This is a genomic window from Kitasatospora sp. NPDC001683, from assembly GCF_053596495.1.
In genome coordinates this window covers 20,473-34,878 of sequence record NZ_JBSFGK010000085.1, presented here as the reverse complement: position 1 = coordinate 34,878, position 14,406 = coordinate 20,473, and the positions used below count along the sequence as shown (strand labels likewise).

At 72.9% G+C, this 14,406-nt stretch carries 13 protein-coding genes; 8 read left to right on the top strand and 5 right to left on the bottom strand.

The annotated features are described in order from the left end of the window. Nucleotides 1–121: 121 nt before the first annotated feature. Together ACWCYO_RS32380 and ACWCYO_RS32375 are read right to left on the bottom strand one after the other, a co-directional pair. A complete protein-coding gene (locus ACWCYO_RS32380) occupies nt 122–589 on the bottom strand; it encodes an LbetaH domain-containing protein (protein ID WP_270146620.1) in 468 nt (155 codons plus the stop codon). A gap of 39 nt (nt 590–628) precedes the next feature. Then, entirely contained in the window at nt 629–1,927 is a 1,299-nt protein-coding gene (locus ACWCYO_RS32375) for an LCP family protein (RefSeq protein WP_449786204.1), read from the bottom strand. A 179-nt stretch (nt 1,928–2,106) separates the two neighbouring features. Between ACWCYO_RS32375 and ACWCYO_RS32370 the strand changes: the two genes are divergently transcribed. From ACWCYO_RS32370 to ACWCYO_RS32345, 6 genes are all read left to right on the top strand, one after another. After that, nucleotides 2,107–2,184 carry a putative leader peptide gene (locus ACWCYO_RS32370; RefSeq protein WP_355212135.1) on the top strand — a complete coding sequence of 26 codons (78 nt, stop codon included), beginning with the start codon at nt 2,107–2,109 and terminating at the stop codon, nt 2,182–2,184. A gap of 86 nt (nt 2,185–2,270) precedes the next feature. Continuing rightward, the gene (ssuE, locus tag ACWCYO_RS32365; protein ID WP_270146622.1) at nt 2,271–2,825 is read left to right on the top strand and encodes an NADPH-dependent FMN reductase; all 555 of its coding nucleotides are present in this window, start codon (nt 2,271–2,273) and stop codon (nt 2,823–2,825) included. 256 nt (nt 2,826–3,081) lie between these two features. Beyond that, nucleotides 3,082–3,867 (top strand): ABC transporter ATP-binding protein, encoded by a 786-nt coding sequence (locus ACWCYO_RS32360; RefSeq protein ID WP_270146623.1) that lies wholly within the window; start codon nt 3,082–3,084, stop codon nt 3,865–3,867. A gap of 19 nt (nt 3,868–3,886) precedes the next feature. Then, nucleotides 3,887–6,454: an ABC transporter permease gene (locus ACWCYO_RS32355; RefSeq protein ID WP_449786203.1), complete on the top strand. Its 2,568-nt coding sequence runs from the start codon at nt 3,887–3,889 to the stop codon at nt 6,452–6,454. A gap of 431 nt (nt 6,455–6,885) precedes the next feature. Further along, on the top strand, nt 6,886–7,926 hold the full coding sequence (locus ACWCYO_RS32350; protein ID WP_270146625.1) for a glycosyltransferase family 2 protein: 1,041 nt from the start codon (nt 6,886–6,888) through the stop codon (nt 7,924–7,926). Nucleotides 7,927–7,952: 26 nt separating this feature from the next. After that, nucleotides 7,953–8,117: a hypothetical protein gene (locus tag ACWCYO_RS32345; RefSeq protein ID WP_270146626.1), complete on the top strand. Its 165-nt coding sequence runs from the start codon at nt 7,953–7,955 to the stop codon at nt 8,115–8,117. On the opposite strand, the gene ACWCYO_RS32340 is transcribed toward ACWCYO_RS32345, so the two are convergent. From ACWCYO_RS32340 to ACWCYO_RS32330, 3 genes are all read right to left on the bottom strand, one after another. Next, nucleotides 8,118–9,620, bottom strand: a complete 1,503-nt coding sequence (locus tag ACWCYO_RS32340) for an LCP family protein (protein WP_449786202.1) — start codon at nt 9,618–9,620, stop codon at nt 8,118–8,120. A 149-nt stretch (nt 9,621–9,769) separates the two neighbouring features. Next, entirely contained in the window at nt 9,770–10,996 is a 1,227-nt protein-coding gene (locus tag ACWCYO_RS32335) for an LCP family protein (RefSeq protein WP_270146628.1), read from the bottom strand. Nucleotides 10,997–11,032: 36 nt separating this feature from the next. Further along, entirely contained in the window at nt 11,033–11,824 is a 792-nt protein-coding gene (locus ACWCYO_RS32330) for a TIGR03089 family protein (RefSeq protein ID WP_270146629.1), read from the bottom strand. A 104-nt stretch (nt 11,825–11,928) separates the two neighbouring features. On the opposite strand from ACWCYO_RS32330, the gene ACWCYO_RS32325 reads away from it, so the two are divergent. Next, complete coding sequence (locus tag ACWCYO_RS32325) at nt 11,929–13,146, top strand: peptidoglycan recognition protein family protein (RefSeq protein ID WP_449786201.1); 1,218 nt, start codon at nt 11,929–11,931, stop codon at nt 13,144–13,146. Between the two features lie 79 nt (nt 13,147–13,225). Then, nucleotides 13,226–14,149 carry a DNA-3-methyladenine glycosylase family protein gene (locus tag ACWCYO_RS32320; protein ID WP_405000698.1) on the top strand — a complete coding sequence of 308 codons (924 nt, stop codon included), beginning with the start codon at nt 13,226–13,228 and terminating at the stop codon, nt 14,147–14,149. The last annotated feature ends 257 nt before the right edge of the window (nt 14,150–14,406 follow it).

The window sequence follows — 14,406 nt, the reverse complement described above, 5'->3', positions numbered from 1 at the left end:
ACGCTGCTGGCGGCGCTGCCGAGGATCCTGGCCGAGCGGCCGGGGGTGCGGCTGCTGGTCGCGGGCAAGGGCGACGAGGAGGAGGGGCCGACTTCCCACTCCGGGGCGGTGGCGTTCCACCTCAGACGGGCGCCGTGGCCGGGGACGCCCAGTCCCCCTCCCGCGTCCCCACCCTGCGCGCGGGCACCCCGGCCCAGATCTCGCCGGGCCCGGTCGAGCGGGTGAGCACCGAGTTGGCGCCCACGATGGTGCCCGCCCCGACGGTCAGCACGCCCTCCTTGCACACCACCTTGGCGCCCGCGCACAGCACCGCGCCGTCCTCGACCACCACCCGCCGCATCGCGCTCGCCTCCTGGGGCACCCACGGGTCGGCCCGGCCGATGGTCACGCCGTTGTAGAGCGTCACGTCCGCCCCGAGCGTGGTGTACGGATGCAGGACGGTGCCGAAGCCGCGGTGGAACACGGTGAGCCGGGGCCCGATCTCGCAGGCGGCCGGCACCTCCATCCCGTAGAGCGCGAGCGCCTCCTGGACCAGGCGGCCCAGGAGGCGGTGACGTCGGCGGTAGACGAGTGCGGTGACGAGTGACATCCACCCATTGTGTCCGGGTGCTCACTTCTCGTGGTCGGATTACTTGAAGTCGGGCACCGCGGTGTCGTTCTTGAAGGCGTCGAAGACCTGCTTGGACTTGTTGGTGTCCCACAGCACCGCCGACTCGCCGGTCTTGGTCCGGTAGTCCGCGTTGCCGATCGGGACGGTCAGGCTCTTGCCGCCGCCGCCGTTGACGTCCTTCATGGCGAGGAAGAGCGAGCCCAGGTCGGTCAGCCCGCAGTCGTCGTCGACGATCAGGGTGCCGAGCGCCGAGTCCACCAGCGGGTAGAAGGTGAACGGGTTGAGCACGGTGCCCGGGGTGGCGGCCTGGTGGGCGAGGGCGCCGAGGAACTTCTGCTGGTTGCGCATCCGGCCGAGGTCCTGGTCGGCCATCTGGTGGCGCTGGCGGACGAAGGCCAGGGCCTGGACGCCGTTGAGGGTCTGGTCGCCGGCCTTGAGGTCGAGGCCGGAGTCCTTGTCCTTGATGTCCTGGTCGATGTGCATCTCGACCCCGCCGATGGAGTCGACGATGCCGGCGAACCCGGCGAAGCCGATCTCGGCGTAGTGGTCGATGTGGATGCCGGTGTTCAGCTCGACGGTCTGCACCAGGAGCCGCCCGTTGCCGTTGGCGAAGGCCGAGTTGATCTTCGAGGTGGTGGCCTTGACGGTCTTCCCGCTGCTCGTCCTGTACTCGGGGATCGGCACCCAGGAGTCGCGCGGGATGCTCATCAGCGTGTTCCCGTTGTCCCCGATGTGCAGGATCATCATCGAGTCGCTGCGCTTGCCCTCGACGTCGTGGCCGGTGTGCATGGTGTCCATCTGGGACTCGCTGAGGCCCTCGCGGCTGTCGGAGCCGACGATCAGCCAGTTGGTGCCCTTGCCGGCGGCCGGGCGGCCCGGGTAGTCGGCCAGCACGTTCTCGTGGTTGAGCTTGGAGCCCGCCCAGAACCAGGTGGAGACGGCGGTCACCATGACGGCGATCAGCAGGCTGAAGACCGTCCACTTCACGATCCGCCGCCGCGGCCAGCGCCGGGCCTGCGCACCCGCCGGCCGGGCACCGCCGGGACCGCCCGGACCGCCCGGCCGGCCCGGACCGCCCGGCCGGCCGGGACCGCCCGGGCCACCGGGACCGCTGGGGCCCGGCCGCCCGGGGCCGCCGGGGGCGGTCTGCGGCGGGACGCCGGGGTGGGACGGCCCCGGCTGCCGCGGAGCGGGCGGCGCCGCCGGTCCGCGCGGGTTCAGCGAGGCCGGCAGCGGCGGCTCGGCCGCCGCACCGCCGCCGTTGCCGCCGTACGGGTTCCCGCCGCCGCCCGGGCGGCCCTCCTGCCACGTGTTCATGCCGTCGAGGATGCCCGAACCCGGTGCCAGTGACTCCCCCCGGGGCCCCCGCCAGGCCTCTTGTAGCAGTTTTGATGCACGTACCGGATCGTTCCGGCGTGAAACGCGCCCGTCACCCGCGTTCCGACCGCCGAAACGATTCTTGACCGCCGCGAAGGCAGCGTGTTTGCATTCCGGGCATGGACCAGGGTCGGGCACTCACGCGTCGGCGGCACGTCGACCTGCAGCGTGTGTCCGGTTCCCTCTGTCGCGGCTGAAGCGCACCTGTCGAGATCACCGACCCCGCCGCAGCGGCCCACGGCGGCCGCTGCGAAGCGCCCCCGCTTCCAGCCAGAGGTGAACCATGGCCACCGTCCTGTCCGTTTCCGGCTCCCCCTCCGCCACCTCCCGCACCACCCGGCTGCTGCGCCACGTCGACGCCCGCCTGGTGGACCGCGGCCACCGGGTCGTCCCCTTCGAGGCCCGCAGCCTGCCCGCGCACGCGCTGCTGGCGGGCGACTTCGACCACCCGGAGATCGGCGCCGTCACCGAGCTGTTCGCCCGCGCCGACGGCGTCGTCATCGGCACCCCCGTCTACAAGGCCGCCTACTCGGGCCTGCTCAAAGCCCTGCTCGACGTGCTCCCGCAGTACGCGCTGGCCGGCAAGGCCGTCCTGCCGCTGGCCACCGGCGGCTCGCCCGCGCACGTCCTCGCCGTGGACTACGCGCTGCGCCCGGTGCTCAGCTCGATGGGCGCCGGCCACATCACCCAGGGCTGGTTCGTGCTCGACCGCCACATCACCGCCGCGGCGGACGGCACGACCCTGGTCGAGTGCCGGACCGACGCCCAGCTGGTCCCCGTCGTGGAGGGCTTCGCCGACGCCCTCGAACGCCTGGCCGCACCCGTCCTGACCGGCTGAGCGGCCCTCGGCGCGACCCCCGTACGGGGCGACCCCGAGAAGGCCCGCGGCGCCCCCTAGGGGGAGGGGGTGCCGCACCCGTAGAACCTTGGTTGCAGCGCTTCGTTCCGACGGAGGACGAGTGCTCGGACCTCGACTCCTAACGTGGTTCTCACGTCCCCGCCCCTCCGAAAGCGGCCCGGTTCCGTCGGGTCCGCCGCCCGACCGCGTCGGCAGGGTGGGGGTCAACGGGTGGGCCACTTCTTAGGAGACTCCAGTGACGACGGCAGCAGCCGTGTACGACCCCCAGCTTCCCGGCGGACCGTCCGCCGTCGCCGCCTCGGCCCGCCAGGTGACCAAGGCCTACGGATCGGGCGAGACCAAGGTGACCGCCCTCGACGCGGTCGACGTGGACATCCAGCGCGGCCGCTTCACCGCGATCATGGGCCCCTCCGGCTCCGGCAAGTCCACCCTGATGCACTGCCTGGCGGGCCTGGACACGGTCAGCGGCGGGCGGATCTGGATCGGCGACACCGAGATCACCGGCCTCAAGGACAAGCAGCTGACCAGGCTGCGCCGGGACAAGATCGGCTTCATCTTCCAGGCGTTCAACCTGCTCCCGACCCTGAACGCGCTGGAGAACATCACGCTGCCGATGGACATCGCCGGCCGCAGGCCCGACCAGGCCTGGCTGGACCAGGTGGTGGAGACCGTCGGCCTGGCCGGCCGGCTCAAGCACCGCCCGACCCAGCTCTCCGGCGGCCAGCAGCAGCGCGTCGCGGTGGCCCGCGCGCTGGCCGCCCGCCCCGAGATCATCTTCGGCGACGAGCCCACCGGGAACCTGGACTCCCGGGCCGGCGCCGAGGTGCTGACCTTCCTGCGCCGCTCGGTGGACGAGCTGGGCCAGACCATGGTCATGGTCACCCACGACCCGGTCGCCGCCGGCTACGCGGACCGGGTGCTGTTCCTCGCCGACGGCGTGATCGTGGACGAGATGCACGCGCCGACCGCCGACTCCGTCCTCGAACGCATGCGCCGCTTCGACGGCAAGCGCACCAGCTGAGCGGCGGGACGACGAAACCATGCTGCTCAAGACCTCACTGCGGAGCTTCTTCGCCCACAAGGGCCGGATGGCGCTCTCGCTCATCGCCGTCATGCTGTCGGTCGCCTTCGTGTCCGGCACCCTGGTGTTCTCCAACACCGCCACCAGCACCTTCTCCAAGCTGTTCGCCGCGACCGCCTCCGACATCTCGGTCCAGCCGCCCGTGCCGGCCGAGGACGACCGGCAGGACAGCGACAAGGTGCCGACCGTCCCGGTCCCGCTCGCCGAGCAGGTCGCCGCGGTGCCGGGCGTGAAGACCGCGATCGGCCAGGTCATGGTCGGCAACGCGATCCTGGTCAACCCGGCCACCAACAAGCTGGTCGGCCCGACCAGCGGCGCGCCGACCCTGGTCGGCAACTGGACCGACACCCCGCGCAACCCGGTGAAGATCACCTCCGGGCACGTCCCGCAGAACTCCGGCGAGCTGGTGCTGGACGCGGACACCGCCAAGAAGGCCGAGCTCGGCCTCGGCGACAAGGTCCGGGTCGACAACGCCAGCGGTCAGCACCCGTACACGATCGTCGGCATCGCCACCTTCACCACCACCAACCCGGGCGCCGCACTGGCCTTCCTGGACACCCCGACCGCCCAGCAGGTGCTGCTCGGCGAGCAGGCCTACACCACCGTCGAGGCCTTCGGCGACGGCAGCCGCAGCAACGACCAGCTCAAGGCCGACGCCCTGGCCAAGGTCGGCAGCGGCTACGAGATCAAGACCGCGGCCGAGCAGAAGGACCAGAACACCAAGGCGATCGGCAGCGGCCTCGACTTCATGAAGTACGCGATGCTCGGTTTCGCCGGCATCTCGCTGATCGTCGGCGGCTTCCTGATCATCAACACCTTCTCGATGCTGGTCGCCCAGCGCACCCGCGAGATCGGCCTGCTGCGCGCCATCGGCGGCAGCCGCCGGCAGGTGAACGGCTCGGTGCTGGTCGAGGCGCTGGTCCTGGGCGTGCTCGGCTCGACCCTCGGCGTGGCGGTCGGCCTGGGCGTGGCGGTCGGTCTGATCAAGCTGATGAACGCGATCGGCATGGACCTCAAGGCGAGCGACCTGGAGATCGGGCCCGACGTCTTCGTGGCGGGCTACGCGGTGGGCATCCTGATCACCGTCATCGCGGCCTGGATCCCGGCCCGCCGGGCCAGCAAGATCGCACCGATGGCCGCCCTGCGCGACCACGGCACCCCGGCCGAGGCCCGCTCCAACATCGTGCGGACGATCACCGGCCTGCTGCTCACCGCGGGCGGCGCCGGCCTGCTGGCACTCGCGGGTACGGCCGACAAGGCCTCCACCGGCGGCGAGTACCTGGGCCTGGGCCTGCTGCTCACCCTGATCGGCTCCGTGGTGCTCGGCCCGCTGCTGGCCACCGTCGTCATCAAGGTGCTCGGAGCCCTGCTCCCGGCCCTGTTCGGCCCCTCCGGCAAGCTCGCCCAACGCAACGCGATGCGCAACCCGCGCCGCACCGGCGCCACCGCCGCCGCGCTGATGATCGGGCTGGCGCTGGTGATCGGCTCCTCGGTCTTCAGCTCCTCGGCCGTGAAGTCGGCCAGTGCGCAGATCGACAAGTCGGTGGGCGTGGACTACATCATCTCGGGCGGTCGGACCCCGGTCACCGCCGAGATGATGGACGCGGTGCGCCGCACCCCGGGCATCGACCACGTCACCACCCAGGAGGACTTCAAGCGGGCGAAGGTCCGGCTGCCCGGCGGGCAGAGCGCGAAGACGGACCTGACCGCGGTGCCGGCGAGCTTCTTCGGCAGCGACTTCCACCCCACGGTCGCCTCCGGCGCGATGGACTCGGTCGGGCGCGGTTCGCTCGGGATCGGCGAGACCTTCGCCAAGGACCACGGCCTGAAGGTCGGCGACCAGGTGACCGTCGACTACGGCAAGGGCCGCACCCAGACCCTGCCGGTGGGCGTGGTGTTCCGGAAGGGCGGGCTGCTGGGCGACGGCTCCTTCGTCGGCCTGGACACCCTGACCCAGGTCGTTCCGGCCGCCGAGCAGCCCCCGGTGTGGACGTTCTTCGCCAAGGCCTCCGCCGGCACCGACGTCAACAAGACGCTCACCGCCCTGGAGGACGCGCTCCAGCAGTACCCGCAGCTGACCGTCAAGGACCAGGCCGGCTACAAGGAGCTGGTGCAGTCCCAGATCAACACCCTGCTCTACCTGATCTACGGCCTGGTCGGCCTGTCGATCACCGTCGCGGTGCTCGGCGTGGTCAACACCCTGGCGCTGTCGGTGGTGGAGCGGACCCGCGAGATCGGCCTGCTGCGGGCGATCGGGCTCTCCCGCCGCCAGCTGCGCCGGATGATCCGGCTGGAGTCCGTGGTGATCGCGGTGTTCGGCGCCGTCCTCGGCACCGGACTGGGCCTGGCCTGGGGCGTCACCGCGCAGCGGGTCCTGCGGGACCAGGGCCTCGGGACGCTCGCCGTCCCGGTCACCACGATCGTGGTGACGCTGGTCTCCTCGGTGGTGATCGGCCTGGTCGCCGCCCTCGTGCCGGCCTTCCGGGCCGGACGGATGAACGTCCTCGCGGCCATCGCGACGGACTGACCCGGCGACGGGGGACGTCGGGTCGACCACGGGGGAGACGGGGGAGACGGGGGACAGGGGCCGGGTGCGTACGAGCACCCGGCCCCTGCGGTACGGACATCCGCTGAGATGATCCGCGGATGCTGCCCCCGGACGCCCCACCACTGCCCAGCGCCGCGCCGCTGCGCCCGGACCGGCGGCTGCCGGACGGCTGGGCAGCCCGCAGCGGTTGGTGAACATCCTGTCGCTGGCCGGCTTCGCCCTGTTCACCGTCGTTCACCACGCCCTCTGAACCTGCGCCGAACCTGCACCGTTCGCGCGCGGATTCGGGCCCGGGGGAGCGGGGCGGTACGGTGGGCGTGAGCACGGCGCCGGTGCCGCCCGCAGGGGGACCGGGGGCGGCCGAACCGGGACAAGACGGCAACGCGTCGGCACCGGTACGGTTGGCCCCGATGAACACCAAGGCTGCTGAGGAGCTGCCGGCTGTTTCCGTGATCATGCCGGTGCTCAACGAGGAACGACACCTGCGCACGGCCGTCCGGCGCATCCTGGACCAGGAATACCCCGGGCCGATGGAAGTGGTGATCGCCCTCGGTCCCTCCACCGACCGCACCGCCGAGATCGCCGCCGAGCTGGTGGCCGAGGACCCGCGGGTGCGCACGGTGGAGAACCCCACCGGCCGCACCCCCGCCGGGCTGAACGCCGCGATCCGGGGCTCGCAGTACCCGATAGTGGTCCGCGTCGACGGCCACGGCCTGCTCACGCCCGGCTACATCGCCACGGCGGTCCGGCTGCTCGGCGAGATGGACGCCGCCAACGTCGGCGGCATCATGCACGCCGAGGGCGAGACCGAGTGGGAGAACGCGGTCGCCGCCGCGATGACCTCCAAGATCGGTGTCGGCAACGCGGCCTTCCACACCGGCGGCCTGGCCGGCCCGGCGGACACCGTCTACCTCGGGGTGTTCCGGCGCGAGGTGCTGGAGAAGCTCGGCGGCTACAACGAGGAGTTCATCCGCGCCCAGGACTGGGAGCTGAACTACCGGATCCGCCAGGACGGCGGGCTGGTCTGGTTCACCCCGCAGCTCAAGGTGACGTACCGGCCCCGGCCGTCCGTCCGGGCGCTCGCCAAGCAGTACAAGGACTACGGCCGCTGGCGCCGGGTGGTCACCCGCTACCACCGCGGCTCGGTCAACCTGCGCTACCTCGCCCCGCCGAGCGCGCTGCTCGCGGTGGTGCTCGGCCTGGTGCTCGGCGCCGCCGTCCACCCGGCGTTCCTCGCGGTTCCCGGCGCCTACCTGCTGGGCATCCTCGGCGGCGCGGTGGTCGAGGGCCGCGGGCTGTCGTTCCGGGCCAAGGCACTGCTGCCGGTGGCGTTCGCGACCATGCACCTCAGTTGGGGCTTCGGCTTCATCACCTCGCCCCGCTCACTGGCCCGCCGGGTGATGCGCAGCGTCGCCCCGACCTCGAAGGACGTGCTCTCCAAGGCGAGTTGACCCCGGACCGGCTACCGTCGGTGCGCATGGGGACAGTTGAGGACGGTGCGGCCGCGGCTCGGATCGAGCCGGGCGCGGACGTCGTCGAGCGGGCCGGCGAGCCGCCGCGGCCGGCCGGCCCGGGGCTCCGGCACTGCCTCCGGACCGGTGAGCACTGCCGCGAGACGTACGGAACCCTCGCTCCGGCGTAGCTACTTGGCGCAGACGTCGACGTCGTCCGCCTGAACCCGCTGGAGGTCCTTCGGGGCCCCGGTCGGCGGCTGCGACGGCGCCGCGAGGACGTCCTTGCCGAGCACCAGCAGCAGCGGATCCTTCGGGCCCGCCTTCGGGTTCGGCCGTACGGCGTCGGCGGGCAGGCCGAGGGCGGCGGCCAGCGCGGCGGCCTCGGCCTCCTGGCCGGCCGGGTGGGAGACCGTGGTGCTCGCGGCGGGCGGCGCGTCGGACCCGACGGTCGCCCTGGCGAAGCCCTTGGCCTTCAGCCGGTCCACCGTCGGCCCGGACTGCCCGCGGGTCCCGCTGCCGTTGCGCACCGTCACCGGGACGTCCTTGGTGTCCACCGTCGGGGTGGTGGCGGACGGCGCCGCCGGGGCGGGGGTGGTGGTCTCGGGGGCCGGTGCGGCGGTCTCGGTCAGCGAGCGGTCGCCGGCGATCATCGAGAACACCTGTCCGGCGTCCGGCTGCTTCAGGATCAGCCGGTCCTGGTCCTTGGGGTCGTCCAGTACCGGGACGGTGGTGAAGGTGATGTTCTTGGTGTCCACCTTGCTGATGTCCAGCGCCAGGTCCTTCAGCTTGTCGACGCTGCCGATGCCGGAGTCCACGGTGAGCGCCTTGGTGGCGGCGTCCGCGAGCCGGTAGAGCTTGCTCGGGCTGGTCAGGGTGTCGTCGCTCTTGATCTTGCGGATCATCGAGCTGATGAACTGCTGCTGGAGCGGGATCCGGGTGAGGTCGCCGCCGAAGCCGACCGCGTGCCGGGTGCGGACGAAGGCCAGCGCCTCCTCGCCCTGGACCACGTGGCGACCCTTGGACATCTTCAGGTGCGAGTCCTTGTCGTCGATGTCCTTGCCGGCGCAGACCTCGACCCCGCCGACGGCGGTGGAGAGCGTCTTCACCGCCTCGAAGTCGACCTGCACGAAGTGGTCGACCCGGATGCCGGTCATCTTCTCGACGGTCTTCCAGGTGCAGCCCGCGTCCCGGCCGGCCTGGCCGAGGCTGGTGTTGAACATGTCCCGGGCCGAGCCCGGGATCTTCGTGCCCTTGTCGGTCCGGCACTCCGGGATCGGCACCATCAGGTCGCGCGGGATGCTGATCACGGTGGCGTTGGAGCGGTCCTTGGCGATGTGGAAGAGCAGCGTGGTGTCGGCGTGTCCGGTGCTGCCCTCGTCGCCGTACTCGCGCCCGAGGCCCGCCCGGCTGTCCGTGCCGATCACCAGGACGTTCAGCGCGTCCCCGGCGGCCTTGGGCCGCTCCGCCTCGTCGCCCAGCTGGACCTTGACCGAGGTCAGGTTGTCGTTGAAGTGCTGGTACAGGTAGTACGCCCCGCCGCAGCCCGCGACCATCACCAGGGCGCCCGTGCCCGCCGTCCACTTGAGCACCCGTCGGCGCCGGTTCCGCTTGGCGACCGCGGCCGCCCGCCGCCGGCTGTCCCGGCGGCCCCCGCCGTTGTACTCACCGGTGTTCGGTTGGTCCTGCTGCACGGGATTCCCTACGTCCGGCCGGTCACGGGGGCGACCCACTCGGGCGGTGGGTCGATCCGGACACCCTAAACGAGCCGAACGGGGGAATCGTCCCGGGTATGAGATCCGTCACGGAAAAGCAATGGAGTGACAAAGCCCGCCGCGAGGTTTCAGTGCTGGGCGCAGGCGTCCGCGTCGGCGGTGCGTCCCTCGAAGGTGGGCGAGGCGCTCGCCGAGGGTGACGCGGTGGCCCCGTCGGAGCCGGCGACGGCCGTCGGGCTCGTCCCCGCGTCCGGCGCGGACGTCGAACCGGGCGGGCGGACGGCGATCGGCCGGTCCTCCCGCAGCGCGGTGAACAGCTGGGTGGTCTGCGGCTGCACGAACTCGTCCCGGTCCGAGTCGTAGCGGTACGGGCGCCGCGGCGCGGTCAGGAACACCACGTCCGGCGAGGGGATGCCGCGCAGGTCCTGGGTGAGGTCGTACAGCGCCCCGAGCGAGGACAGACCGCCGTCCGCCTTCACCGAGGAGGTGGCCGCGTTCAGTACCGGCCACAGCTTGGCCGGGTTCAGCAGCACCCCCTGCGACTGCACCTTGCGGATCAGCGAGGCCAGGAACTGCTGCTGACGGCCCATCCGCTGGGTGTCGCTGCCGTCGCCCAGGCTCTCCCGGGCCCGGACGTAGCCGAGCGCCTGCTCGCCGCGCAGCAGCTGGCGGCCGGCCTGCAGGTCCAGCTTGGCGTCCTTGTCGTGGATCGGCTGCGGCACGCACACCTCCACCCCGCCGATCGCGTCCACCATGGTCTTGAAACCGCTGAAGTCGAGGATCACGTAGTGGTCGATCCGGATGCCGCTCAGCTGCTCGACGGTGCGGATCGAGCAGGCCGGACCGCCCAGCTCGAACGCCCAGTTGAACTGCATCGTGCCCGGCTTGCTGCGGCTGCCGTCCGGCTTCTCGCAGGAGGGCACGGTGACCATGACGTCGCGCGGGACGGAGACCGCCGTCGCGTGCTTCCGGTCGGCGGCCAGGTGCAGCAGGATCGTGGTGTCCGAGCGCTGGGTGCCGGGCTCGCCGCCGTACGAGGAGTTCGTGCCGGAGCGGTCGTCGCTGCCGATCAGCAGGATGTTCTCGGCGCCCGTGGCTCCCGACGAACGGCTCGGACGCTCGGCCTCCAGCTTGGCCAGCAGCTGGTCGGTGGCCGAGTCGGTCGTGATGTTGCCGTCCAGCTTGCGGTACGCGATCCAGAGCAGCGTGCCGGTGGCGACCAGCAGGAACGCGACGGCGCCGGCGGTGATCATCAGCCACCGCCGGCGCCTGCGCGGGCGTTCCGGTCCGCTCGGGGGAGCGTCCGTCGGGGGAGTCTCGTCGGTCGGGGGGTGCTCGGTGTCGTCCTCGGCCATGGCAGGGATCCCTACCCGCCGGAACGGCGCCAGGGCTCAGCCGAGGCGCACAGTCACCCGTTCGGATTCGGTGCGCTTCTCCCACTGTCCGGCGTCCAGGCCCTGCGAGTTGCGGCACAGCACCACCGAGGCGCCGGCCGCCAGCGGGGCCAGCAGACCGGCCTCCAGACCGGCCCAGTCGTCGAAGGAGAGGGTGGACAGCACCCGGTCACCGGGCTTGAGGCCGAGGCGCGCCGCCCCCTCCCGGGCCAGCGCGACGGTCTGCTCACCGGTCAGCTTCAGCGGCAGCCCGTCCACCGAGGTCTCCAGCGCCTGCCCGTCCGGGGCGACGGGGGAGTACGGCGCGAAGCGGTCGCCCTGGCCGGGCACCTCGGCGGCGTAGTCGAGGAAGCCGTCCGGGCGGTGCGGGAAGCGGCCGCCGAGCGGGCGCAGGGCGAGCGCCACCCGCTCGCCCTCGCAGGCCTGGGCGGCCTCCAGGCCGTCCGGCCCGCTCACCACCAGGTCCGCGGCGGCCGGGTCGCCGTCCGGCACGGCCGTCACGCCGACCGACCAGCAGGCCAGCAGCCAGACGGCGCTCTGCCAGTGGGCGGGCAGCAGCAGCGCGGCCCGGTCGCCCGGGCCGGCGTTCAGTTCGTCCTGGAGGAGGTTGGCAGTCTTGGCGACCCAGTTGTCGAAGGTCCGGGCGGACAGCTCCACCCGTTCGCCGGTGGCGTCGTCGTAGAAGGTGACCAGCGGGGCCGCGGGATCGACCGAAGGGGTGCCGCCGCGCAGGTATGCGTGCAGCAGCTCGACGGGGGTGCGGGCATCGGCAGCGAAAGGCGCAGTCATGGTGCGCCCCAGCCTACGGCCTTCGGGTGGCAGGCCGGGAGGGGCGGCCGAGCGGGCACGGGGCGGCGTGGCGAGCTCTCCGGTTTGCGGCGACGATCCCGTTTATGCACCTCTTCAACAAGGCTGCGCACCTCTTCGACAAGGCTGCGCACCTCTCCGACAAGGCTGCGCACCTCTTCAGACCGGCCGCCGTGCGCCTCCCGTTCCCGGCCGCGCTGCTCGCCGGATGCACCGCCGCCCTGCTGCTCCAGCCCGCTGCCGCCGCCTCCGCCGCGCCCCTCGCCCCCGGCGCCGAGCGCCGGGACTTCCCCGGCGGCGGCACGACCACCACGCTCCCGCTGCCCACCGGGCACGTACTCGCACCGAGCACCACCCGGCCGTTCGAACTCCTCGGCGTCGGCTGGGACGGCCCGGCCGGAGCGATGGACGGCGGTACGGTCCGGGTCCGCACCCGGGACGCGGCCACCGGTCGCTGGGGCGACTGGCACGTCCTGGAGGCCGACACCGAGGACGGTCCCGACCACGCCCCGCACGGCGCCACCGCCCCGCTGTGGACCGGCCGCAGCGACGGCGTCGCCGTCGAGGTCCGCCCCGGCCCGGCCGGACCGCCGCCCGGACTGCGGCTCGAACTGGTCGACCCCGGCGCCGGCGCGCCCGCGCCCGCCGCCACCCGCACCCTGCCCGCCGAGCCCGCCGCCCCTGCCGACGGCGGCCACCAGGCGCCGCGCCCGGGAATCGTCACCCGGGCCGGTTGGGGCGCCGACGAGTCCCTGCGCGAACCGGGCTTCGAGTACACCGGCCCGGTCCGCGAGGTCTTCGTCCACCACACCGCGACCGCCACCGCCTACGAGTGCAGCGACGCCCCCCAGGTGATCAGGGCGATCTACCAGTACCACGTCAAGACCAGCGGCTGGCGGGACATCGGCTACAACTTCCTGGTCGACCGCTGCGGCACCATCTACGAGGGCCGGGCCGGCGGCGTCGACCAGCCCGTCCACGGCGCCCACACCCTCGGCTTCAACACCGACTCCGCCGGCGTCGCCGCCATCGGCACCTACATCAACGACGCCCCGCCCCAACCCCTCCTCGACGGCATCGCCGCCATCTCCGCCTGGAAGCTCGGCCTCACCGGCCAGGCCGCCGACGGCCACACCAAGCTCACCTCGGCCTCCGACGCCAGCCGCTACCCCAAGGGCACGGTCGTCGACTTCGACGCCATCTCCGGCCACCGCGACGCCTTCAAGACCGAATGCCCCGGCGCCGCCCTCTACGCCCGGCTCCCCGCACTGCGGACCGCCGCGGCCAAGCGCCAAGCCCAGTGAGGCCGTCGCCCACGCCCCGCCGGCCTGTCACCCTCCCCGCGTATCGTTCATAGCCTCAGGCACCACAGGAGGCGAAGCAGTGACGGGCGGCAGCGAGGCGGTACGGCGCTGGCGGCCGGGCTTCCCGCTCGACCCGGTCCGCACCCTGCTGCCACTGCGCCGGGGCCCCGCCGACCCCTCGTACCGCACCACCGGCGACGGCGCCGTCTGGCGCGCCTCCCGCACCCCGGCCGGCATCGGCACCCTGCGGGTGCTGCCGCGCCCCGGCGCGGGCGAGGTGGAGGCGACCGCCTGGGGCCCGGGCGCGCAGTGGCTGCTGGAGCGGCTGCCCGTGCTGCTCGGCGCGGAGGACGACCCGGAGGCGCTGGTGCTGCCGCCCGGCCCGCTGCGGGACGCCCAGCGCCGGACGGCCGGGGTGCGGCTCACCCGGACCGGGCTGGTGCTGGAGTCCCTCGTCCCGGCGATCCTGGAACAGAAGGTCACCACCGACGAGGCCTACCGCGCCTGGCGCACCCTGCTGCGGGACTTCGGCACCCCGGCCCCGGGCCCCGCCGAGGGCATGCGGGTGGCGCCGTCGGCCCGCGAGTGGGCGATGGTCCCGAGCTGGGAGTGGCACCGGGCGGGCGTCGACCCCAAGCGCTCCGCGACGGTGATGCGCGCGGTGCGGCTGGCCCCGCGCCTGGAGGAGGCCTCGGCGATGGGCCACGAGGACGCCTTCACCCGGCTGACGGCCGTACCGGGCATCGGCATCTGGACGGCCGCCGAGACCCTCCAGCGCAGTAACGGCGACCCGGACGCGGTCTCGGTCGGCGACTTCCACCTCCCCAACCTGGTCGGTTGGGCCCTGGCCGGCCGCCCCCGCAGCGACGACGCCCAGATGCTCGCCCTCCTGGAGCCCTACCGCCCCCAACGCCACCGCATCTGCCGCCTCCTCCTCGCCACCGGCACCCACGCCCCCCGCTACGGCCCGCGACTCACCCCCAACGACCACCGCCACCGCTGAGCCCCTTCAGTGGGCACACAGGCAACGCCTCGCGCGCCCACGCCCCACCTCCCCCCACCACCCCCCACCCGACCAGGCGAGAGGGACGCGCTGCGGGAGGGGCGGTGGAGGGGGTGGCCCGGAGAGGGGCGTTGCGGGTGATTTTCAGACTGCCAACGGCGCCCAACACCCCACCTACAGAGTCGGCAGTCGGAAAATCATCCAGCCCCCGGAGCGGCCACCCCCGGAACCGCCCCGGCCACCCACCCTCCCGAGAG